Source organism: Selenomonas sp. KH1T6, from assembly GCF_900108415.1.
In the GTDB taxonomy this organism is placed as follows: domain Bacteria; phylum Bacillota; class Negativicutes; order Selenomonadales; family Selenomonadaceae; genus Selenomonas_B; species Selenomonas_B ruminantium_A.
Map to the genome: position 1 here is coordinate 35,380 of NZ_FNWN01000020.1, position 22,867 is coordinate 58,246.

Below are 22,867 nucleotides of genomic sequence, written 5' to 3' on the forward strand. Positions count from 1 at the left end.
TTATGGGAAGCAGGAAGCAGTTTGCTGTATTGGGACTGGGCCGCTTTGGCCTCAGCGCTGCCAGGACTTTGGAAGAGATGGGGGCTGAGGTCCTGGGGGTGGATATGGATGTGAACCTGACAGAGAGCCTGACGGGCATTTTGTCCCAGGTGGTGAGTTTTGACATCCGTGATGCCAGGGGGCTTGACCAGGTGGGCATAGGCAATTTCGATGCAGTGATCATTGCCTTGAAAAATCTGGAAGCCAGCCTTATGGCTACTATGCTCTGCAAGGAGAGGGGGGTTCCCGAAATCGTGGTGAAGGCCATTGATGAGCGCCATGCAGAAATGGCCCGCAGGCTGGGAGCTACCCAGGTGGTCTTTTCGGAGCGCGATATGGCACGCCGCACGGTCATGCATCTGGTGAGCAAGAATGCGGTGGACTATATCGATCTGGCGGGCAGCGTCAAGATCATCAGCATCATCGTGCCGGAGTCCCTGGTGGGTAAAAGCCTCATCGAGTCAGACCTGCGGGGGCGCTACAATATCGTGGTCATCGCCATACGCCATGGGTCAGAGACCATGGTCGCCCCTGCTCCCTCCTATTGCTTTGCCGAAGGAGATAATCTCTTCATCATCGGTACTGAGCAATCTTTGGCAGAGTTTGAGCGTGATTTATGAGCAGGCAGTGAGGAACTATCACGAAATAAATTAAACATCTTGCTTGTCTAAATTTCCGCTGTCTGCGTTTTCGTCGTTCGGCGTAGCCCGCTACGCCTCACTCCTCAGCCTTGACAGCAAAAATTTATCCTACGCAATCTGCATAATTTATTTCGTTCCAGTTCCTACGGTGAGCCTTCCTGCATACATAATACATTGAAAGTTCGAAAAATTCCCTTGACTTTTGCCCGCCGATGAAGTATCATTGAATCAAGCCCAAAGAGGTGAGGTGTTCCACCTCAAGTGGCAGCCGACATGCAAATCTAATCGGGAGGGGAGTCCGATGGGCTAGTTAGGCCATAGGGCAATTGCAAGATGAGTGAAGTGAATAATGACTGCGTATGGTAACCGCCTGAGGTGACGAGAAAGCCTGGGCGGTTATTTCATTGCCTGAAAATGCTTTCTGAAAAGAATCTCAAAGCAAGGCTGAAAGCTATCGTTTTTCAAGTAGTTTTGTGGTATCATAACATGGTTAAGCATTGTTATTTTGCAAGAAGGAAAGGGTCGATAAATGGCGAAAGAGCTTTTGCGCCTTGAGCGCGTCAACAAGGCCTTTGATGGCCGGCAGATTCTGGAGGACCTGGATCTGACTATCCATGAAAATGAATTCCTGACACTTTTGGGGCCTTCGGGCTGCGGCAAGACGACTATCCTGCGTCTGATTGGCGGCTTTGAGATGCCTGACAGCGGGAAAATCTGGTTTGACGGCCAGGATATCACGAACCTGCAGCCGGAGAAGCGCCAGGTGAATACTGTTTTCCAGAAGTATTCCCTCTTTTCCCACATGGATGTGGCGGAGAACATCGCCTTCGGCCTGAAGCTGAAGGGCAAGAGCTCAAGCTACATCAAGGATAAAATAAAATACGCTTTGAAGCTGGTGAATCTGGACGGCTATGAACATGCCCGGGTCACCCAGATGTCCGGGGGACAGCAGCAGCGCATTGCCATCGCCCGGGCTATCGTCAACGAGCCGAAAGTCCTATTGCTGGACGAGCCTCTTTCTGCTCTTGACCTGAAGCTCAGGCAGAACATGCAGCGCGAGCTGGTGAAAATCAAGCGCGAGCTGGGCATCACCTTCGTCTTTGTCACCCATGACCAGGAGGAAGCCCTTTCCATGTCCGATACGGTAGTGGTCATGAACCAGGGCTGGATCCAGCAGATCGGCACCCCGGAGAATGTGTATAATGAGCCGGAGAATGCCTTTGTGGCAGACTTCATCGGCGACAGCAACATCATCGATGGCATCATGGTGCGGGACAAGCTGGTGCATCTCTTGGGCAGGGACATTCCCTGCATCAATACGGGCTTCGGGGAGAACGTGCCGGTAGATGTGCAGATCCGCCCGGAGGATATCCAAATCTGCGCCCCGGGGGAAGGCCAGTTCAACGGCAACATCCGCCAGGTGGTTTTCAAGGGCACTGTCTACGATATCACCATCGAGGCCGGCGGCTTTGAGTGGCTGGTGCAGACCATCACGGGCCATGAGCAGGGCAGCGAGGTGGGCATCCGCCTGGCCCCTGCCAATATCCAGATCATGGCCAAGCCTGCGTCTGAGGATGAGGAGGCTGTGAGCGATGAATGAGCGCATTGCGGCCAAGCTTGCCACCCACCGCTTCCTGGCTCTGCCCTTCGCCCTCTGGGCGGTGCTCTTTATTGTGCTGCCCTTGTTTTTCGTGCTCTTTACGGGGCTGACAAACGGGGCTGGCAATTTTACCCTGGAAAATATCTCTACGGTGCTGCAAAGCGAGTACCTGAAGGCTCTGGGCCTTTCTGTGGAACTTGCTCTCGTCAGCACCTTTATCTGCCTTTTGCTGGCTTATCCTCTCTGCCTTATCCTGAGGGAGAAGAAAGAGAGCCGGGGGCTTTTGGTGTTCCTGCTTTTCCTCCTGCCCCTGTGGATGAACTCACTGCTTACCACCATGGCCTGGCAGACCATCATGGAGAAGCACGGCCTTATCAATATGTTTTTGGCTTATCTGGGGCTGCCTGAGGTGCACCTCATCAATACTTCTGCTGCCATCATCATCGGCATGGTGTATAATTTCCTGCCCTATATGGTGCTGCCCCTCTATGTGAGCATCAGCCGCATAGATTCCAGCATCATCGAGGCGGCAAGGGATTTGGGGGCAGGGCCTCTCCAGACACTGCGCCATGTGCTCCTGCCCCTGTCCCTGCCGGGGATTGTCAGTGGCTCCACTATGGTCTTCATTCCCGCCCTCACCACTTTCGTCATCAGCGCCCTCCTGGGCGGCAACAAGGTGCTGCTGGTGGGCAACATCATCGAGCAGGAGTTCACGGCTGCCTATGACTGGCAGTTGGGCAGCGCTCTCTCCATGGTGCTCATGGTCTTCATTATCCTCAACATCCTGCTGGAGGCCTTCACCGACAGCGGGGAACAGGGAAAGAAGGGGAGGTCATGATGGAGAAACTGAAGAACGGTTATCTGGGAGCCATTGTGCTCTTTCTTTATGCGCCTATCCTGGTGCTGATTGCCCAGTCCTTCAATGCCAGCCGTTACCGGGGCCAGTGGACGGGCTTTACCTGGCAGTGGTATGAGCGTCTCATTGAGAATGAAGAAATCATTGCGGCTTTCACCAATACCCTGACCATTGGCGTGACCTCCGCTATCCTTGCCACTTTGCTGGCTTTGGTCACGGCTCTGGGCATGAGGCAGATGGGCCTCAGGGGCAGGATGCTTTTCAGAGGCATTGCCAACGTGCCCCTTTTGAATGCGGATATCGTCACGGGCATTTCCCTGATGCTGCTGTTTTTGGGGCTGGGGCTCAGGCTGGGCTATGATACTATCCTGCTGGCCCATATCGTCATCAGCCTGCCCTATGCCATGCTCTGCATCCTGCCCCAAGTGCTTTCAATGGACGATGTGTGCTATGAGGCGGCCAGGGACCTGGGAGCGCCGCCGGTGACGGCTTTCCGCAAGGTGATCCTGCCGGAGCTGGTGCCGGGCATCGTGGCGGCCTTCCTCCTGTCCTTTGCCATGAGTGCCGATGATTTCATCGTCACTTACTTCACCAAGGGGGCAGGCATCGAGACCCTGACTACGGAAATCTATGCAGAATTGAAGCTGGGGGTACACCCTGAGATGTATGCCCTTTCTACCTTGTTCTTCTGCGGCGTGCTGGTCTTTGCAGCCCTCCTGATGCTGAACTACAAGGTCATCCGTCGTTACCGCGAAGCTGGCAGAGAGGAGGAAGCCGCATGAAGCATCTGCGCTATCTTTTGACCATGTTGCTTCTCCTTATGTCATTTGCCCTGGCTGGTTGCGATATGTTTGCCCAGGAGGAGGAAGAGGGGGAAGATATCCTCTACGTCTACAGCTGGGGGGATTATCTCAGTGAGGAGGTGCTGGAGCAGTTTGAAGAGGAGACGGGCATACATGTGGTGCTGGACGAATACGACACCAACGAGAGCATGTATCCCCGCATCGCCGAGGGAGCAGAGGCCTATGATATCCTGTGCCCTTCGGACTACATGATCAACAAGCTGATACACAATGAGCTGCTGCAGCCCCTGGATTTCGGGAAGCTGCCCAATGCCAGGAAATACATTGGCAAGGATTTCTTCGACCAGTCCAAGGCTTTTGACTGGGAAGGCAAGTACACAGTGCCTTATTGCTGGGGTACCGTGGGAATCATGTACAACACCAGCCTGGTGGATGAGCCTGTGGACAGCTGGGCCATTCTCTGGAATGAGAAATACAGGGATAATATCCTCATGCAGGATTCTGCCCGGGATGCCATCATGATTCCCCTCAAGCTGATGGGCAAATCCATGAATACCATGAGCGAGGCTAATCTCGTAAAGGCAAGGGATATGCTCATAGACCAGAAACCTCTGGTGCAGGCTTATGGCGTGGACGATATACGTGACAAGCTGAGCTCCGGTGAGGCGGCTCTGGGGGTCATCTTCTCCGGTGAGGCCATCAACCTTATGGAGGCTAACCCTGACCTGAAATTCCAGCCCGCTCCCAAGGAGGGCACCAATGTCTGGATTGATGGCTGGGTGATTCCCAGGAACGCTCGCCACGTAGAAAATGCCCATAAATTCATCGACTTCATGTGCCGTCCGGATATAGCCGCGGATAATTTCCGTCGGCTGGGCTACTCCACTCCCAATATTGCTGTGCGGGAGCTGGTGGAGGATGAACTGGAGGACAAGGCAGAGATAGCTTTCCCTCCCGAGGAAGTCTACAAAGGACAGGAATCCTACAGCTACCTGGGGGAGGAACTGGACAAGATATATACCAAGCTGTGGCTGCAGGTTAAGGTGTCGTAGACGCAATCAATTTAACATGACTTATAAATCCCGCCTTGACTTTGAGGCGGGATTATTTTATACTTGCATCATGATAGTTAGCAAACTAACTAATTCTGGCAAGTGAGGAAGTGAGCATGTGAAGCGGGAAATGATACCTACCTGGGAAGAGCTGCAGAAGCACAGGGAACTGGTGGAGGAGATAAATCCCTCGGCGGTCATCGCCATGCTGCGCATCAAGCAGGCGGCGGAGGAAATCCAGCAGGGAATCCTGGATATCCTGCAGAGCGAGTACCATCTTTCCGAAGGAAAGTTCTGCGTGCTGGTGGTGCTGCACCAACACGGGGAGGGCATTGCCCCTTCGGTGCTGGCGGAGAAGGTAGGGGTGACCCGGGCCACCATCAGCAGCATGCTCCAGCGCATGGAGCGGGATGGGCTGGTGGCGGTGAAAGCTGACAAGGCAGATGCCCGCAGCAAGAAGGTGAAGCTCACCCGCGCAGGCAATGATTTCATGCAGGAGATTTTGCCGCCGCATTATCTGAGGGTTTCCAAGCTGATGGAAAAGCTCAGCGAGGAGGAGCAGAAGGAAGTCATCAGGCTGCTGCACAAGCTGACGGATTGACAGGAAAGGGCCGCGAGGCCTTTGTACGGGAAGATAGTTAGCATTCTAATTAAATAAGGAGAAGAGAGAATGAACAGCAATGAAAAAGCCAAGCGGGTGGGCATAGTCTTTATCCTGCTGCTGATTATCGGGGGCGTGGCCCTGATGTATACGGGCAATGATGCCATTGTCCAGGGCATGAGCAAGAAGGAGGGCATCCTCACTGCCGAGCAGGTGAAGATGTCCTTTGACTCTGTCAGCGGGCGCCTCATCAGGGAAGGTGTCAAGGAAGGGGACATGGTGAAGAAGGGGGACATCATCATGGAGCTTGACCCCACAGACACGGACCTGGCCATTGAAAAACTCAAGGCCCAGATTGCCCAGATGGAGGCCCAGATAAACTCCACCTCCGGTACCATGGGCATCAACTTCAACCGGGCCAATACTGCCGAGACCCAGAGCTTCCGCCAGATCGACCAGCAGAAGGCGGCAGTTTCCAGCGCCCAGGCAACTCTGAAGAACGCAGAAATCAATTACAACCGCACTGCGGCTTTGGTGCAGGCGGGAGCCGTGGCCAGGGCCCAGCTGGACGATGCAACCATGAACCTGCAGGTGGCTCAAGAAGCTGTAGCCCAGCAGCAGCAGGTCCTGCAGAGCCTCCTGGGGGGAGCAGTGGACACGGGCAGCACTGACAGCCTGAGCCTGCCCACCATTGCCAACGAGCGGGATTCTGCTGCCAACATGGCCAATGACATCGAGGCCCTGCGCCAGCAGAAGGCCCAGCTGGAAGTTCAGCTGAAGGAACTCATGGTATCCAAGGAACGCCTGGTGCTCCGAGCTCCTGAGGATGGCAAGATTCTGAAGGTCCTGGCCAAGGAAGGGGAGATGATTTCTCCCTCCACCCCTGTGGTGCTGCTGGAAAGCAGCCGCAGCTACTATGATATCTACATCAGCGAGGAGCAGGCCCAGCATCTGGCCGAGGGAGATGCGGTGACAGGAGAATCCGTGGCCGGAGAGAAGAAGGTCACTGGCACCGTGCGCCTGCTCACCAAGGCTCCCGGCTTTGCTGACCTCAAGCAGTCACGTGAAAAGGGCCAGTCCGACCTCACGGCTTTCCAGGTGCGCATTTACATCGACCCCCAGGAGGGCATTATCCCGGGGATGACCATTGGGGTGAAAGACAGTGAATTCACTAAGAGATGAGATAAAGTTCCTGTTCTCCGGGCAGGGCATGCCCTATGAAAAGGTGTGCATCATGGTGGCCATGGTCATTTCCGTGGTGCTGTCGGTACTGCTGTCCGGCAACTTCGGCAAAGATGTGGAAGTGGTGGTCATTGACCTGGATAATTCTGCCTATAGTCGGGATTTGACCAACAGGATTGACGCGTCAGAGTACATGCAGGTCACGGCAGTGCTGAATACCCCCGTGGACCCCAAGGAACTCATGTACCGGGATCAGGCATACGCGGTGGTGTATTTCCCCCAGGGGCTGGAAAAGGACCGCTATACGGGAGTGGAGACTAATATCGGTGTGTTCTACGATACCACCAATCCAGCCACTACATCCAATATCAAGGTGGCGCTGAATGAGATTGTCGGCATGGATAATGCCGTGGCCATGGGAGATACAGGCAGCACCAATGACACGCTGATGGGGAGCCTGAGCCTGGCAGACAGGATACTGTTCAACCCCCAGGAATCCACCAGCAATGCCACCACCATGAACTTCCTGTTTTTCTTCGGCGCCATGTTCTTCACCTTCGCCACCATCGGCATGATACCCCGCCTGCGGCTGACGGGGCAGCTGGACAGGACCCTTATGGAGGGGAACCCTTGGGATCTTATCCAGCGGCTCTTGCCCTATGGAGGCTGCCTGGTGGTTTCCTGGGTGGTGGGGCTGGCGGTGCTGCGCCTTTGGGGTGACCTGAATTTTTCCGGGCATCTCGCAAGTTTCCTTTTCCTGGAAATTTTCGTAGTCATGGTCATCGGCATGCTGAGCCTGCTGTTTGGCTGGTCGGCAGCCAACCCGGGCATCGCTTCCTCCCGCATGATACTCTTCATTCCCGGAGGTTTCATCTTGGGCGGCCCCACGGGGCCGGTGACTTCCTTCCAGGACTGGGTAGTGACTATCAGCCATGTGTTTCCTCTGACTTGGGAGTTCCACTTCACCAGGGATATCATTTCCCGGGGAGCGGGACTGCTGGACATCACTCAGGAGATTGGGGCCTTCATGCTCTATATGGCTGCTGTGATCATGCTGTTCTGCTGGAGGTTCTACAGCGCCAAAAAGGCGGCAGGGAAGCGACTGGCCCATGAAGGGGAGCATGAGCAGAAGTTGCAGAAACTGGCGGCAGAGATAGAGGCAAAGTGAATGAAGTCCTGCGTACAGCAGGACTTTTTGACTTTGATGGATAATTATTACATAGATATTAGCAGTGGCAGAAAGGATGGAAGCGTCATGACAGAAAAAGATATAGCAGAAATGGATACCATGGATTTGATAGAGGAAATAAAGAACCGTCCCAAGCAGGAGCGGAATATAGAGTGCAAGCGAATTCTTGTGCCCACGGATGGTTCTGGCCAGGCCTTCAAGGCTGTGCATCAGGCCATAGAGATGGCCAAAGCCACGGGGGCGGAGCTGACGGTGATGATGGCGGTGGATTTGAACCGCAATATCTCCGCCTTTGAGCAGGTGAGTCTCTCCGGCTATATTCCCGCTGAGCTGAAAGTGGCAGCCTTCCAGTTCCTGGCCGACCTGATGCACGTTATTCCCCCTGAGGTTCAGGCTCACACCAGAGTGGAAATAGGCGACCCCGGGGAGTGCATAGCGGACGTGGCGGAGGAAGAGGAAAGCGACCTCATTGTCATGGGCTGCCGCGGCTTCGGCACTATACGCAGTCTCTTGGTAGGTAGCGTGTCAAACTACGTCATGCAGCACGTGGAGTGCCCTGTACTGCTGGTCAAGGGGATGCCCGATGATTGGGATGATGAGGATAATTTCCGGGTGAATAAGGGGAAGGAGTAGTGTTTGAAAATATTTGAGAAAAGTTTTCAATAAAGTATTGACAATGAATATCATTTACTGTACTATAAATACAGGCTTTCGTTAAGGAACCTGAAAGAAATAACGTGATAGATGTGCGCAGGGTAAATTTGTCATAGCAAGGCAGAGGAACGAGGCATAGCGAGCTATGCCGAGCGACGATAACGCAGCTATGGCAGATTTAGACAAGCAGAGCATCAGGTTATTTCTTGAAGGTTACTAAGCTCTCCTAAATACAATACACAGCCAAAAAGCGGCCGTACTGCTCATACGGCCGTTTTTTGGTGTCAGTGTTGTTTTTGGGGAGAGAAAATTATAAAATATAGTAAAAAGTCGTGGTTCCGATGTTCATTTTGCCATTGGGGGTGAGGTTTATGTGCAAGCTGGTACCTTTGAAAGAAGGAAGATGTGTTGCAGAGATTAAGCTGAACCATATTCGGAATATTTGTGACCAAATCGAAAAGTGTCCCAGTATCAGCAGGGTGATGCTGTTCGGTTCTGCATTAGAAGAAAGATGTACAGAAAAATCTGATATTGATATTGCTGTGTTTGGTGACATGTCCAAGGTGGCATATCTTAACTCAAAAGAGTTTAAAGACTTTCGTGGAAGGCTATTTAATTATGACCTGAACCAGGATTATGATGTTCTGTATTTTGAGGATAAGAAGATATACAAGGATGCTATTATGAATGATATTAATAAAGGTATTGAGCTGTACAGGAGGCGGGGAAATGCTGTTGACAAAAGGCATTATCAGAGCTGACCTGGTGGCAGCAAGGCAGGCCATAGAATATTTTCAAGATAAGGGGATTCGTGATATCAAGAATATTGCAGCGTACCATCTCCAACAGGCTGCAGAGAAGCTGATAAAAATTCAGATATACAAAAGTGTTTCTGATGTGAATAATAGTCAGATGTATACGCATAATTTAGATCGTTTGATACTATACGCGGAATCTGGGGGAATTCGGATTCATGTTCCTGATTATATTCGGGAACATAGTGTGCAGATAAGCGATTGGGAGGCTGGTAGCAGGTACGATGTGGGCTTTTCTATCAGGATAGATACATTGAAGAAGGCATATGATGTTATCAGCAGGTGGGAAAAGGAAGTTTAAGGTATATTGCACACAGCAAAAAAGCGGCCGTACTGCTCATACGGCCGCTTTTTGGTGTGTGCAATATATTTATGCTCTGAGGTTATTCCGTCATAGCCATCCTGATTTTGCTGGCTTCTTTCTCTACCTCAGCCAGGCCTTTCTTGATGCCCTTTTCTATGGCGTGGCCGGAGTCGCCCATGCCTGCGTAGTAAGAGGTGGATTTGCCGGTGGTCATGGCGCGCTTCATGTAGATGAAGTCATTCTTGGATTTGGACCAGATGCGGAAGTCCATGGTGACATTGACCTGCTGTCCGGCGGAGAACCAGTCCACTTTGATCTGGGGGACGCTGTTGGTGATGCGGATGTAGACCAGATAATCGGAGCCGAAGTGGTCATTCAGGGTTGCCAGGTCGTTTTTCTTGAGGGTGAGATCGCGCATGCCATTGCCTGCGGTGTATCCATCGTCAACACTGGCAGCCTGACAGTGTTCTTCGCGGTAAACCTGCACATATGCTTCGTTGTCTTCGATGGGCTGGATTTTGTAGATGGACTTGTTGGGAAAGATTTTGTCCAGGGATTCCTTGATGGAAGTGTAGACTCTTTCAGGTTCTGCAGCGTAGCCTGCCGGGGTGTCCAACACCACGGAGATATTAGTAGTCTTGGCATTAAGGGTGCTGAGGTCAATGGCGGCTTCTGCAGCGGGAACATTGCAGCACATGATGACAGCTGCCAGAAGCATAAAGATTTTTTTGAACATGCAAATCATCCTTTCGCGGTATGTGAGATGAGAACTGCAGCGCGGGGAAGACAAATGAAAAAGACCCGGCAGATAATCCGACGGGTCTTTGACTTTGCTTACTCAGCGGCCTGGATTACTTCCTTGCCATCGTAGTAGCCGCACTCGGTGCAGACATGATGGGGGAGCTTGGGCTCGTGGCACTGAGGGCAGGACACGAAGCCAGGGGCCTCCAGCTTCCAGTTGGCACGGCGGCTGTCGCGGCGGGCCTTGGACATTTTTCTCTTTGGAACTGCCATTTTTGGTTCACCTCCGGTTTGATGCAATACCGGAAATTCTCCACAGACAATTTGGTTGATGCTGAATGGAATATTTCTCGGTTACAGTTTTCGACACATGAAGCAATTATAACCGTTTTTGGCCAGTATTGCAAGAAAAATTTATGGGGCAGTGCTAAGGCGTTTACGGGGCAGTGCTAAGGCGTTCGGGTCACAGGCATAGCAACGCTCCACTCGGTATTTTACCAAGGAATCTAAGTTCATCTGCGCCCCTAAGGGCTTGATTCACTAAGATCCTTGGAAAAATCCCGAACGTTACGCTTATGCTATGCCTGTGCCCCGAACTTGCTTATATATCAGTCGTGGCGGATGAAGTCTTCGATGGTTACCTTGCGCTCAGGCAGGCCGGCGTTCAGTGATGAGAGCTTGGGGGCGGTGGTGCCTTTGTCCGTCAGGTGGGGATTGTCCCTGTCCAGGCCGGAGGTGGGGGGATGGATGCCGTCTCCCAGGGGGGCAATCTTCACTTCCAAGGTGTCGCCGTTCTTCACCGGGTCGGTGAAGTCTACGGGCTGACCGTTCACCAGGATGGTGAAGCTCACCCGGCTGGTGGCAGAGGGGGGATTGAAGTTCACGGCCAGCAGTGCATCGCTGACGGTGACGGAGGCCTTGGCGGAGCGCTGGAAGCGTACATCGCAGCCATCATCCAGGATGGTGCCGGTGCTGGCTTTGCGGCCGTTCACTGTCAGTTCCAGGCTGCCGCAGGGGATTTTGCATTCATTTCCTTCATAGTAGATGGTGATGGCGGTGTCTGTGTCCTTGAGTTTCAGCACATCGCCCAGTTTTGGCTCATCATGGGGGATGTAGTCGATGTGGTCTCCCTCATGGATGGGCTGGGAAATGGTGGCGGGGGCATCCTCCAGCAGGATTTCCGGGGCACAGGTGTAGACGCTCTCGGTGCCGTTCAGCTTATAGCTGATGCGGCGTCCCTGGGGTGGGTAGCCTGCGGCCTGCAGGGCCTCTCCCAGGCTCTTGAACTCCCGGTTCTCGATGACGTCACCGTCTTTCAGTTGGCGGTCAGGAGCGGATTCCTCGCCGTTGACCGTGACTTTCTGGCGCAGGTGGTTTTCCCTGCCGTTAATGTAGACAGTGTATTCCTGGCCGCTGGTGACGAGATCCCCCAGATAGATTTCCGGGGTGAAGCCATCCTTGCCAGGGACGATGCCTATGCGGCTGCCATCGTGGATGATGGTGTCCAGCGTTGCGTCTTCTCCGTCCAGCGTGACCTTGGCCAGGCTGCCCATGGTACCGGGGAAGGATTTGCGCTCTCCTCCCAGGCTTACCATGAGGCCCAGGCCGGGACGGCCGTTGTATTTCTTCAGGCTGATGCCGGCGTTCAGCAGGGCATCGGTGATGGTGAGGTCGCGGAAGTTGAAGAGGCTGTATTCCTCATTGTTCACATAGACCGTCAGGAAGTGCAGGGTGTTCTGGGAAGCAATCTGCAGGATGCCCAGGGGGGTCACCGCATCGGGTTTCTGCAGTTCTTCCGGCAGGCCCTCCATGTCCACTACCTTGTCGGGATGGCGCACTGCCACGCGGCTGATGGGCATATCCAAAGCTGATGCCACATATTCCTGCAGATGAGGAGTGAGGGAGCCGCCACCCACCAGCATGACTGCCTGTGGAGCTTCGCTGTTGAGCTCCAGTATCTGCTTGGTGATGGCATTGGCCAGATTCTCCACGTTGGGCAGGATGGGCTCGATGACTTCTTCGGCGGTGAGGTTGTACTCCATGCCCAGGATATCTGTGAAGGTGACATTCTCTCCTATGGCAGCCTGTCTCTTGATGTGTTCTGCCACGTTGAAGTCCAGCAGGAACTTCTGGGAAATTGCCTCGGTGATTTCATCGCCAGCCAGGGGCACCATGCCGTAGGCTGTGACGGAGCCGTTCTTGGTGATGGCCACGTCGGAGGTGCCTGCGCCGATATCCACCAGCACCAGATTGAGATGGCGCATGGTGGGCGGTATCAGCACGTTGATGGCGGCGATAGGCTCCAGGGTCAGGGCGCGCATTTCAAGGGAAACGGCGTGCAGGGCAGACTGCATGGAGTCAATGACCTGGCGGGGCAGGAAGGTGGCGATGACCACGGCCTTGGCCTTCTTGCCCCGCTGGCCGATGAGGCTCTTGAGCTGGATGTCGTCCAGGATGTAGCGCACGGTGCTGTAACCCACGCAGTAGTATCTGGTGGGGTCCTCAAGGGTCTGGCTGTCAGCCAGGAGCTTCTGGGCAGCCTGCACGCCTGCAAAGTCCAGATCCTGTTGCAGCTGGGCGGAGATGACGCCATTCACTACCATCTCTGCTTCGGCGGTCATGGTGTAGAGGGCGCGGCCTGCGGCTGCCACGGCGGCAGTGCGCAGGGGACCGTATTTCTCGTCCAGGGGGCCCTTGACTTTCTCGATGATGGCAGCTACCTGGGGCACATCATGTATCTGCCCGTCCAGCATGGCCCGGGTGATATGCTCCTGGCGGTGGGTGCCCACGATGTGCAGTTTGCCCTCCTTGTCCCGGTCAGCCACCACGCCGATGACACTGCGGGTGCCGATATCCAGGGCGAAGATGCGCTCCACGATTTCTGCAGGCGCTTTCTCTTCCTGAGAGAATCCTGCCGGAGGGGCAGGGACTTTGGCAGGGCTTTCTGCAGCCGCTGCCTGGTTTTCTGCTTTTATGGTTTTGTCTTCAGTGGAGGGGGCTGCTTTGGCAGAAGCCTTTTTGGCAGGGGCCTTCACCTTGGCATTTTCCTTGATTTTAGCCGTGTCCTTGTTATTTCCAGCTTGGCTTTTTATATTTGGCATAGGCGTCTCCTCAACTCATGTTGATATTTTTCATAAGTATCTTACTACATTTTGAAGGAATATGACTACTATTTCGAGAAAAATAGAGTATAATCCTGTTATAAGATAAAAAAACAACGCAGAAATGGACGTGATATTATGACGGGCAATAAAGAAGTTATTACTGGCAGTGATTTCAAGCGTATGGTGACGGGGGCTTACAGCGAATTCTTGCTGGACTATGAGCAGATAAATGCCCTGCCTGGGGCGGGCAGCCTGCCGGGCACACATGTCCTTCATACCATGGGGGCGGCGGTGATGCCGCTGGCAGAGAGCAAGGATGGCAGCATCGGGGGGCTTGCCCGCCGTGTCAGTGCGGCGGCGGTCTTCGGCGCCCGGGGCAATGCGGGCGTAGTGCTGGCCCAGCTTTTCCGCGGTCTGGGCAAGGGGCTTTCAGGCAAGTACAACGCCACCTCTTCAGAGTTTGGCAAGGCCTTCCAGTATGGCATCCTCTACGCCCAGCGCATTATTCCTGAGAATATGGAGCGGCCCATCATCACCGTGGCAAAGGCTGTGGCCAAGGGGGCCTATCATGCAGTGCGCGCCAACATGCCTATCACGGAAATCCTGGAAAAGGCCATTGAGGCAGGGCAGGAGTCTATGGAAGGCATGGAGGCAGATGCAGGTGCCCGCATCATGTTCACTTTCCTCAGGGGCTGCCTGCGTGGTCTTGACGGCAATTTCGTTTCCCCTGCGGTGAGCCTTTCTCTGGGGCTTGAGTCCAGGCAGCCGGGCCTGCCCGATCCCAGAGAGGATCTTGTGCGCCCCTATTGCGTGCGCTTTGCCATCAAGAATGCCAAGATAAACATGAAGGAACTGGAAAAATCTTTCAAGGACTTCTCCAGCTTTGTGCTGACGGAGCGCCAGGGGGACAGGGTGCTGGTGCACCTGCATACGGACCATCCCGGCGAGGTCATCGAGCATGCCGTGGGCTGGGGTCCTTTGAAGGAAGTCCATGTGACCAATATGAGCGAGGGCCATGCCCTCACCATGCACGGCGCCCTGTCGGCTGTGGCAGTGCTGGCTGTGGCTGGCAACAAGATACAGGCCCGTGAGCTGCAGGAGAACGGGGTGCAGCTTATCGTGAGGGGCAGCGAGGAAGAAGGTCCCAGCGTAGCCGAGCTGGTGAGCGCTGCTCATAGCGACCTGGCTGCCAGCTATGTCATGGTGGCCTGGCACAGGGATTTCTGGCTGGCTTATCGTCAGGCCAAACGCCTCCTGGGCAACCGGGTGGAACTGGTGCTGCTGGAAAGCAAGGCACAGCAGGCAGAAGCACTGAAGGCCTTCAATCCCAAGCACAGTGCTGCTGAAAACGCCAAGGCCATGCTGGCGGCGGCCAAAACCAACTGATGCATCTCCTAGGCGTGTTGAAAAACGGAAACTGTCCGCTGTAGCGTGCAGGTGGAGTTTTTCAACACGCCTTAGTTGCATGGGGAGGGCAGTTGTGCTAGAATCAAGAACGGCAAGAGATGACATCACGAAGGTGAGTTATACTTTTCCGTTATAAATGTTTCAATACACTTGGCTGAAGGCTCATGCTCAGATTCATGGAACTGAGACAGGGGACAGCATGGCCAATGATGACGGGATACGTGTACGCCCTTTGCTTGGTGCGCCGATTTTTCGGCCCCTTGCAAAGGGCGTTTTCTTTTGCCTCCGTTATATTTTTATATTTTGAGGAGGTTTTTCGTTTGGAAAAAATCTGCAAGACTATTGTGGACAGCATGGCCTTTCTGGTCATTGGCGTGGCGGTGCTGGGGATAGCTTATCCCCCTGCCCTGACCTGGGTGGGCCCCTATATCCCCTTTATGCTGGGGCTGGTGATGTTCGGCATGGGCATGACCCTGTCGGTGGATGATTTCAAAGGCGTTTTGCAGCACCCGCTGGAAGTGGGCATTGGTGTCTTTGCCCAGTTCCTGCTGATGCCCCTGATTGCCTGGGGGCTGGTGAAAGCCTTCGGCCTGCCGCCGGAACTGGCCATCGGTGTGGTGCTGGTGGGCACCTGCCCCGGCGGCACTGCTTCCAATGTCATCGCCTACCTGGCCAAGGGAGATGTGGCCCTGTCCGTGTCCATGACTATGGTGACTACGCTCCTGGCGCCGTTGGTGACACCTGCCCTCACTTATTTCCTGGCGGGAGCCTGGATTGAGATTTCCATGTACGCCATGATGGTTTCCATTGCCCAGATGGTGCTGGCTCCCGTGCTGCTGGGGCTTTTGGTGCACCACTATTTCGGCGGTATCGTAGAGAAGGTTTCTCCGCTCCTGCCTGTGTTCTCCGTGGCCATGATTGTCACCTTGGTGGGCGGCGTGGTGGCCCTGAGTGCAGGGAAGCTCCTGGAGGTAGGGGCTCTCATGGCGGCAGTGGTTGTCCTGCACAATGGCTGCGGCCTGGCTCTGGGCTATGCTTTGGCCCGCACCTTCAAGCTGGACAGCAGGAAGTCCCGCACGGTGTCCATTGAGGTGGGCATGCAGAATTCCGGCATGGCAGCTTCCCTGGCCCTCTTGTACTTCTCTCCTGCGGCAGCCATTCCCGGTGCCATCTTCAGTGTCTGGCACAATATTTCCGGGTCGCTGCTGGCAAACTTCTTCGCCCGTCGGGAGGATAAGGAAGAAAACGCAGAACGTGTCTTGAGCTTGTAAGGAGTATGAGAGATATGAAGATACTTAGAACCATTGAGGAAATCAAGGAATTTGCTGCAGAGGCTGTCAAGGGGAGCAAATCCATCGGCCTGGTGCCTACCATGGGAGCACTCCATGAGGGGCATCTGACCCTTATGCGGGAGGCCAGGAAAGCCTGCGATATAGTGATAGCTTCCGTCTTTGTGAACCCTACCCAGTTCGGTCCCAATGAGGACTATGAGGCCTATCCGCGGAAGTTCGAGGAGGACTGCAGGAAGCTGGAGGAAGCAGGCATTGATGCGGTGTTTCATCCTGAGCCTGAGGAGATGTATCCCGAGGGGTATACTGCTTATGTGACAGTGGACGGAGATATCACCAACAAGCTTTGCGGTGCCCGCCGTCCCGGCCATTTCCGCGGGGTGGCCACGGTGCTTACCAAGCTCTTCAACCTCTCCCGGGCCACGGATGCCTTCTTCGGCCAGAAGGATGCCCAGCAGGTAGTGGTGGTGCGCCGGTTTGTGGAGGATTTGAACATCCCTGTCAATATTCACATGGTGCCCATTGTGAGGGAAGAGTCCGGTCTGGCCAGAAGTTCCCGCAATATGTACTTGTCTGCTGAGGAAAAAGAGGCGGCGCTGGTATTGTCCCGCAGCCTGAAAAAGGCAGCGGAGGCTTTCGGGTCTGGTGAGAAGAAGGTTGAAGCCTTGAAGGCATTGGTAAGAGAGGAACTCAGCGGGGAGAAACTGGCTGAGATTGATTATGTGGAGCTGTACTCCTTCCCAGGGCTGAAGGAAATGGATAGTGTTGACCAGCCCGCCCTCCTGGCCATTGCGGTGAAGATTGGCAATACCAGGCTGATTGACAATGTGATTTTGCAGTAACTCTGGAAGCCTTTCCCTAGAGGGGAAGGCAGGGTTAACACTAGACGAAAGGTAAGGTAATAATGTTCCTTCATTTGCTTAAATCCAAGATTCACTGTGCCACGGTGACGGAGGCGGATCTCCGCTACATGGGCAGCATCACCATTGACGAAGAACTCATGGAAGCGGCGGGCATCCTGCCTCATGAGCGTGTGCAGGTGGTGGACAACAATAACGGCGCCCGGCTGGAAACATACGTGATTCCCGGTCCCCGCGGTTCCGGGGTCATCTGCCTGAACGGCGCGGCAGCCCGCTGCGTGCAGCCAGGTGATGTGGTGATCATCATGGACTATGCGGTGTTCACTCCCGAAGAAGCCAGAGATTTTGAACCCACCGTGGTGATGGTGGATGAGAAGAATCACATAAGGGAAATACGTGGCAGGGAGAGCCACGGGGAAATACAGGCATGACAAAAAAGGTTTCCGCTCGGTAGGCGGAAACCTTTTTTGATGAAAATTTTCAGTTGCGGGCAGATGGCATCAATGGATGGCATCCGCAAGTTTCTGGGCGCGTTCTTCCTTTTCTTTCTCCGCTGCCTGTTCCTGCCGGGACTGGAAGATGGCGCGGCGCTGCTGCTCGAAGATGCTGGAGACCAGGCGGTCCCGCATACGGGTGGAGAGCTCGTCCAATACGCAGGCCAGCTTCCAGGCGGGGGGAGCTTCCTCTTCTGCATCCTCTTCCTCGATGGGCACTGCACGGACTACTGTCACATGAGTGTCCAGCTTTTCAATGATAGGCAGGTCTGTCAGGAGAATGTGCATCCTGTCGCCAGGGGCTGCCTGGCAGTCAGTGGTGAAGCACAGGCCGCCTCCGCTGATGTCGGTGAGATCTCCTACATGAGTGTCTAGTTCCTGGCCAATGTGGTCAAGAAGCTGCCATTCAAAGGGCTTGTCCAGGCGCACCCTGTAAAATTCCCTGGACTGGACAAAGCCGCCAGCGGCAGGCTTATCCTCAACCCTGCTGCTCTGGCTGGCGCCATTTCTTTTCAAACTTTCTTGCATAACAGAATCCCTTCCAAAACTTAGTTAAACCCTGATTAGATAGAATGGTTCCGATTAATATAGTACCAAAGTCCTAGGCACATGTCAATGAAAAGAAGTCTAAACAGGACAATTTCCCCTGCACTTCTGGGCAGATACAGGAGAAAATGTAGTTTATTTGGAAGTTTTGTGTTATACTATATGATAAATGTGGAAAATTTTTGGCAAGTGTGCCGAATTTTTAAAAAAAGAGAATTTTGGGAGTGATGGAGCGTGGGAATTCAAGAGGAGCAGGAGCTGGCGCCTTTTCGCATCGGCCTTTACGGCAGGCGGGGCAGCGGCAAGACATCACTGATAAATGCCTTGACCGGCAGGCATTCTGCCCTGGTGAGGGCGCTGCACCACAATGATATGGAGAGAGTCTACAAGGTTCTTTCCATCAAGGGGATAGGCCCGATAACCTTCAGTGAGACATCCGGCACTGATGATATGTGGAAGCATGACAATTTCGGCCAGGAGTCTGCCAAGGCTTCCGTCAAGGAAACAGACCTTGCTCTGGTGTTGTTCCGTGAGGCAGATATGCACGGGGAACTCATCTGGTTCAAGCATTTTGAGAAGGCAGGCAAACCAGTGATTCCTGTGATCAGCCGGGTGGATGCCTTGGGGGATGGAGGCAGGGTGCTGGCCCGCATCGTGGAGCAGAAGACTGGCCAGGAACCCCTCTGCGTCAGCGCTATGACTGGTGACGGTCTGCAGGAACTGAGGGAAGAAATCGTCAAGCGCTTTTCCGAGGTCTTTGGCGGCTATGCAATAAAGGGCAATCTGGTGGGAGAAGGGGAACTGGTGCTCCTGGTGAGTTCCCGGGAAATCCGCGGGGCCAAGAACAAGGAAAGCCTGCCGCAGTTCAAGCTTATCTGTGAGCTTTTGGGCAGGAAATGCCTGGTCATGAACTGTATCCCGGAAATGATGGAAGAGACACTTTCCAAGCTTGTGGAGCCGCCGAAGCTGATTATCACCGATGAAGGCTATCTGGACGAGGTGCGGGCTAAGAAGCCTGCAGACAGCATGCTTACATCCTTTGCAGTGCTCAGTGAGGATTGCACGGGAGAAGATGAATCAACAGACTGAGAAATCTGGACAAGAGGTGGACAGGATGATATTTACCAAGCGTCAAGCACGAAGACTAGCCATTATAGGGGTATGCACCTGCCTTTTGAGCGGGACGGCTTTCGTGGATGAAGCCGGGGCGGCAGCCATTGCCCAGGACTCCCAGACGGAGCAGCAAAGAGCCGCTGAGGCCTGGTATTGGCTTTCCTCTGATGACAAGTACAGCAAGTTCTTCGACCCTACATCTGTGGTGGTTGTGAAGGCTGCCAAGAAGGAAAATGGGGAGAAGGTGGCCACAGAAATCCAGGCCTGGATCAAGACAGGCTACAGTTATGGCGGGGCTAAGGAAACTATCGACAGCTATGGCATCAGCGCCGTATTGAAGCCTGAGCAGCTTGCTTACAGCCTGGCTCAGGTCACTATCAATCCACAGAACCGTACTATCCAGTACCTGAAGGAAGATTTCTATAATGCCAAAGGTGAAGTCGTCTGGTCTACTACCGAGGGCCGTGTGAAGGAAATCAATTCCCAGCAGTTTGACGAGGCTTATTACAATGCGGTGGTGGACGAGGTCTTCCGCGTGGGGGAAATGAAACGGGCTGCCGCCGAGGACAGGTGGATTGACCTTTGGAAGGAAGAGGCTGAGGATGGCCAGGTCACCTCTGTCACCGCCGATACTACCACTATGCGGCTCAAGGGGGCCAATCTTATCCTGTGGGAGTGGTATGAGACCAAGGATAAATCAGGCCGGGTGCTGGAGATCAAGTTCGTCAAGAAGGCCGTGAACCTTGCCCAGGGGACGGAGCGCATTGTCAAAGGAGACTATTGGAGTGGCGGCAGTGGCTGGAAGCCTGTGGAGGATGAATATGAGGGAGCCTACAGGGCTATCAGTCCCAATGAGCCAGCCATCAAGGGGCTGACCAGATTGAAGGCCTATGCCAAAGGGTATTCTACCTGGGTGAACAGATATAGCATCAATTGAAGGTAAAACTGGTTAAAGCCTTCCCCTGGAGGGGAAGGCTTTTTAAAGGGAGGTACGTCACATGAAGGAAATCTTTGCAAGGGCCAGTGTCCGTTCCTATGAGGAGCGTCCTGTGGAGCGGGAGAAGATAGAGCAGGTGCTGCGGGCAGCCATGGCGGCACCTACGGCCATGAACCAGCGCCCCTGGGAATTCTATGTGGTGGAAAATAAGGAGGTACTGGCAAAGATGGCCGAGGCCAGCAAATACGCCTGGCCTGCGGGCAAGGCTCCTGCTGCCATCGTCATCTGCTATCGTAAGGAGGGCAGTCCTGCTCCTGAGATGCTGGATATCGACTGTGCCATCTGCACGGAAAATATCTGGCTGGAGTTAACCCACCTGGGTTTGGGGGGCCTTATGCTGGGTATTGCCCCAGTGGAGGAACGCATGAAGGTGGTGGCAGAGGCTCTTGACCTGCCGGAAAGCCTAACCGCCTTTACGGTGATTCCCTTTGGCTACCCCAAGAAGGAAAAGGAGCGCCCGGATCGCTACGAACCGGAACGGGTGCATTGGGTGAAGTGAATTATTAGAAAAAATAAGGCGCCATGCAAATTCCGGCATGGTGCCTTATTTTTGAGCTTGTCTCATGACGGAAGATCAGCATAGGAAGGATTCTTACCAAAATCAGTGCGTAAGTATTTTATTTTGCACGCGATTTTCTCTTAAGGAATCTCGCGATTTCGTCGATAAATATATAAGGATGTTTCGCATTGGCCTGTAATTCGGCAGGAGTGGTGAGGCAGGGCCTATATCTGAGGATGGATAAGGCTGTCTTCCCATGTGCTGCAAAGTGTTGTGGGGCTGTGCTCTGTCAGGCATGGTGCTATTGGCAGATAAAATAATCGTAATCCATCTGAAAATCTAAATTTAGTATAGCGGATATTTTTTCCGTGTAATGGATTGGTGTATAGAAAGGATGGGGCGAAAATGGCTACAGCGACTACGAATCAAGTTTTGAATATTTTGTATAATCAGCTTGAAGGCAAACAAAATTTGCTGACCAACTTAAAAAGTGCGTACGGCGATGCCTTGGGGGAATATCTGTACAATACATTTGCGGCACAGGTCGCGGCATGGGAACAGGCTAACGGCGATGTGACCTATAACCCTTACACCGGGGTTATCTATATCGGCGCGAATTTTACGGGCCTTTCAGCCAGTGAGCCTTCCAAAGTAGATGTGGGGCAGCTTTGCAAAAATGCGAGGAATACATGCCATGAAACCTGGCTGAATGTCTTTACTACCGTTTCTGATGCAATTTCAGAGCTTGATGCACAGTCTGTCTATACAGCTGAACAGCTGACTTTGCTGGCTAATGTGAAAGCAGCTATCAATGATGCATGGGAAGATTGGACAAACAACTGGTTCACAACCGTGGATGCAACAAGCTATGATGCCAGTGTTAACGCCATAGGCAAACTTACCTTTGTTCCCGCTGATGGCGTGACCATCAAGTCCAATGCCGGTGGCTCCCAAATTTCGCCAACGGGAGCTTTTGAGGGAGCATATACCGTGTATGGCGGCACAGGAAAGGATACATTCTTCTATAGCAAAGATTCCAGCGAAGGTCATACATCTACGGTAACCCTTGAAAACTGGACATCAGATGATTTGCTGTATCTTGATAACGTGTCTATAAATGGACTTGCTCAGGTGCAGGGAGAGAATGTAACTCTGACTTTAGGAAACGGCAATGGCAGTAACACCCTGATTCTGAAAGGTATGGCTGAAAAAGCTATACGGGTTCAACATGCGATCAACAGCAAAATATACGAGGTAGTTTATGGCAGTGGCGAAAAAGGCAGTCACGCCGTCGTAGGAGCGAATGAAACTTCATTCACTCTGCCAGAACTGACAGGCACCGATTATAATATTGGTGCGCCTAACATCGATGCCACTGGCAACAGCCAGGCAGGGCTAAAAATCACCGGCAATGCGCAGGATAATGAAATCTGGGCTGGCTCCGGCGGTAACTATATCGATGCTGGCCACGGCAGCGATACCATCCACGGCGGCGCAGGGAAGGATACCTACTATCAGGCAAGGACAGGATACTCTGCGGATGTGCTTATGGACTGGGGCGAGGATGACCTCATCCAGACTGGCGATTGCAAGATTGTATCGGCGGTAGCAGACAGCGTGACCGGGGGCGATGTAACTCTTGCCTTCCATCACGGCAACGTTGATAGTAGCCGCCCTCCTACATTAACATTAAAGGGGATGGCTGGAAAAGTACTACACCTGCAAAAAGGAGACAATACCAACAATAATACCGCCTATGATGTCATCTACGGTGGTAGCGGAAATAAGGGCAATCGGGCTGTAGTCGGGAGCGGTGCAACATCTTTCACGCTTCCCAGCCAGAACTACGATGACAAGAGCCTCAGCGCTCCCAACATTGATGCCACAGGCAACAGCAAGGCTGGGCTAAAAATCAACGGCAATGAGGAGAACAACGAAATCTGGGCCGGCTCCGGCGGAAACTATATCGATGCAGGGGACGGCAGCGATACCATTCACGGTGGCGCAGGGAAGGACACCTACTATCAGACAAGGACAGGCTACTCAGCCGATGTGCTTATGAACTGGGGTGAGGATGACCT

23 protein-coding genes are annotated in these 22,867 nt (G+C 53.5%); 19 read left to right on the forward strand and 4 right to left on the reverse strand.

Going from position 1 to position 22,867, the window contains the following annotated elements; genetic code table 11:
- Positions 1–2: 2 nt before the first annotated feature.
- The 11 genes from BLW59_RS11620 to BLW59_RS11670 all read left to right on the forward strand — a co-directional run bounded on the left by BLW59_RS11620 (position 3) and on the right by BLW59_RS11670 (position 9,733).
- Entirely contained in the window at positions 3–659 is a 657-nt protein-coding gene (locus BLW59_RS11620; protein ID WP_074697916.1) for a potassium channel family protein, read from the forward strand.
- Between the two features lie 550 nt (positions 660–1,209).
- Positions 1,210–2,280, forward strand: coding sequence for an ABC transporter ATP-binding protein (locus BLW59_RS11625; protein WP_029541294.1), 1,071 nt, complete (start codon positions 1,210–1,212; stop codon positions 2,278–2,280).
- A complete protein-coding gene (locus BLW59_RS11630; RefSeq protein WP_074697917.1) occupies positions 2,273–3,118 on the forward strand; it encodes an ABC transporter permease in 846 nt (281 codons plus the stop codon). Before BLW59_RS11625 ends, BLW59_RS11630 begins: the two co-directional genes overlap by 8 nt.
- The gene (locus BLW59_RS11635; protein ID WP_318253485.1) at positions 3,115–3,918 is read left to right on the forward strand and encodes an ABC transporter permease; all 804 of its coding nucleotides are present in this window, start codon (positions 3,115–3,117) and stop codon (positions 3,916–3,918) included. The genes BLW59_RS11630 and BLW59_RS11635 overlap by 4 nt, the downstream gene beginning before the upstream one ends.
- Positions 3,915–4,991, forward strand: a complete 1,077-nt coding sequence (locus BLW59_RS11640; protein ID WP_074697918.1) for an ABC transporter substrate-binding protein — start codon at positions 3,915–3,917, stop codon at positions 4,989–4,991. Before BLW59_RS11635 ends, BLW59_RS11640 begins: the two co-directional genes overlap by 4 nt.
- A gap of 118 nt (positions 4,992–5,109) precedes the next feature.
- Complete coding sequence (locus tag BLW59_RS11645; protein WP_074697919.1) at positions 5,110–5,592, forward strand: MarR family winged helix-turn-helix transcriptional regulator; 483 nt, start codon at positions 5,110–5,112, stop codon at positions 5,590–5,592.
- Positions 5,593–5,661: 69 nt separating this feature from the next.
- Positions 5,662–6,774, forward strand: a complete 1,113-nt coding sequence (locus BLW59_RS11650; protein ID WP_074697920.1) for an HlyD family secretion protein — start codon at positions 5,662–5,664, stop codon at positions 6,772–6,774.
- On the forward strand, positions 6,755–7,942 hold the full coding sequence (locus tag BLW59_RS11655; protein ID WP_074697921.1) for an ABC transporter permease: 1,188 nt from the start codon (positions 6,755–6,757) through the stop codon (positions 7,940–7,942). Before BLW59_RS11650 ends, BLW59_RS11655 begins: the two co-directional genes overlap by 20 nt.
- Positions 7,943–8,596: a universal stress protein gene (locus BLW59_RS11660; protein WP_318258537.1), complete on the forward strand. Its 654-nt coding sequence runs from the start codon at positions 7,943–7,945 to the stop codon at positions 8,594–8,596.
- 392 nt (positions 8,597–8,988) lie between these two features.
- Entirely contained in the window at positions 8,989–9,378 is a 390-nt protein-coding gene (locus tag BLW59_RS11665; protein WP_074697922.1) for a nucleotidyltransferase domain-containing protein, read from the forward strand.
- The gene (locus BLW59_RS11670) at positions 9,347–9,733 is read left to right on the forward strand and encodes a HEPN domain-containing protein (protein ID WP_074697923.1); all 387 of its coding nucleotides are present in this window, start codon (positions 9,347–9,349) and stop codon (positions 9,731–9,733) included. Before BLW59_RS11665 ends, BLW59_RS11670 begins: the two co-directional genes overlap by 32 nt.
- Positions 9,734–9,815: 82 nt before the next feature.
- Here the strand turns inward: BLW59_RS11670 and BLW59_RS11675 are convergent, their stop codons facing one another.
- From BLW59_RS11675 to BLW59_RS11685, 3 genes are all read right to left on the reverse strand, one after another.
- Positions 9,816–10,472: a hypothetical protein gene (locus tag BLW59_RS11675; protein WP_074697924.1), complete on the reverse strand. Its 657-nt coding sequence runs from the start codon at positions 10,470–10,472 to the stop codon at positions 9,816–9,818.
- Between the two features lie 98 nt (positions 10,473–10,570).
- Complete coding sequence (gene rpmF, locus BLW59_RS11680; RefSeq protein ID WP_029541274.1) at positions 10,571–10,750, reverse strand: 50S ribosomal protein L32; 180 nt, start codon at positions 10,748–10,750, stop codon at positions 10,571–10,573.
- 335 nt (positions 10,751–11,085) lie between these two features.
- A complete protein-coding gene (locus BLW59_RS11685) occupies positions 11,086–13,578 on the reverse strand; it encodes a cell division FtsA domain-containing protein (protein ID WP_081348512.1) in 2,493 nt (830 codons plus the stop codon).
- Between the two features lie 138 nt (positions 13,579–13,716).
- Between BLW59_RS11685 and BLW59_RS11690 the strand changes: the two genes are divergently transcribed.
- The 4 genes from BLW59_RS11690 to panD all read left to right on the forward strand — a co-directional run bounded on the left by BLW59_RS11690 (position 13,717) and on the right by panD (position 17,568).
- Complete coding sequence (locus tag BLW59_RS11690) at positions 13,717–14,967, forward strand: DAK2 domain-containing protein (RefSeq protein ID WP_074697925.1); 1,251 nt, start codon at positions 13,717–13,719, stop codon at positions 14,965–14,967.
- 374 nt (positions 14,968–15,341) lie between these two features.
- The gene (locus BLW59_RS11695; RefSeq protein WP_074697935.1) at positions 15,342–16,259 is read left to right on the forward strand and encodes a bile acid:sodium symporter family protein; all 918 of its coding nucleotides are present in this window, start codon (positions 15,342–15,344) and stop codon (positions 16,257–16,259) included.
- Positions 16,260–16,273: 14 nt separating this feature from the next.
- Complete coding sequence (gene panC / locus BLW59_RS11700) at positions 16,274–17,119, forward strand: pantoate--beta-alanine ligase (protein WP_074697926.1); 846 nt, start codon at positions 16,274–16,276, stop codon at positions 17,117–17,119.
- A gap of 62 nt (positions 17,120–17,181) precedes the next feature.
- Complete coding sequence (gene panD, locus BLW59_RS11705) at positions 17,182–17,568, forward strand: aspartate 1-decarboxylase (RefSeq protein WP_029541265.1); 387 nt, start codon at positions 17,182–17,184, stop codon at positions 17,566–17,568.
- A gap of 69 nt (positions 17,569–17,637) precedes the next feature.
- On the opposite strand, the gene BLW59_RS11710 is transcribed toward panD, so the two are convergent.
- The gene (locus BLW59_RS11710) at positions 17,638–18,159 is read right to left on the reverse strand and encodes a PilZ domain-containing protein (protein WP_029541263.1); all 522 of its coding nucleotides are present in this window, start codon (positions 18,157–18,159) and stop codon (positions 17,638–17,640) included.
- A 252-nt stretch (positions 18,160–18,411) separates the two neighbouring features.
- On the opposite strand from BLW59_RS11710, the gene BLW59_RS11715 reads away from it, so the two are divergent.
- The 4 genes from BLW59_RS11715 to BLW59_RS11730 form a co-directional block, all read left to right on the forward strand.
- Positions 18,412–19,266: a GTPase gene (locus BLW59_RS11715; protein WP_074697927.1), complete on the forward strand. Its 855-nt coding sequence runs from the start codon at positions 18,412–18,414 to the stop codon at positions 19,264–19,266.
- An 85-nt stretch (positions 19,267–19,351) separates the two neighbouring features.
- Positions 19,352–20,227: a hypothetical protein gene (locus tag BLW59_RS11720; protein WP_318258538.1), complete on the forward strand. Its 876-nt coding sequence runs from the start codon at positions 19,352–19,354 to the stop codon at positions 20,225–20,227.
- A gap of 61 nt (positions 20,228–20,288) precedes the next feature.
- The gene (locus BLW59_RS11725) at positions 20,289–20,786 is read left to right on the forward strand and encodes a nitroreductase family protein (protein WP_074697928.1); all 498 of its coding nucleotides are present in this window, start codon (positions 20,289–20,291) and stop codon (positions 20,784–20,786) included.
- A 405-nt stretch (positions 20,787–21,191) separates the two neighbouring features.
- Positions 21,192–22,867 (forward strand): hypothetical protein (locus BLW59_RS11730; protein WP_139283655.1); only part of this gene is annotated, 1,676 nt, incomplete at its 3' end.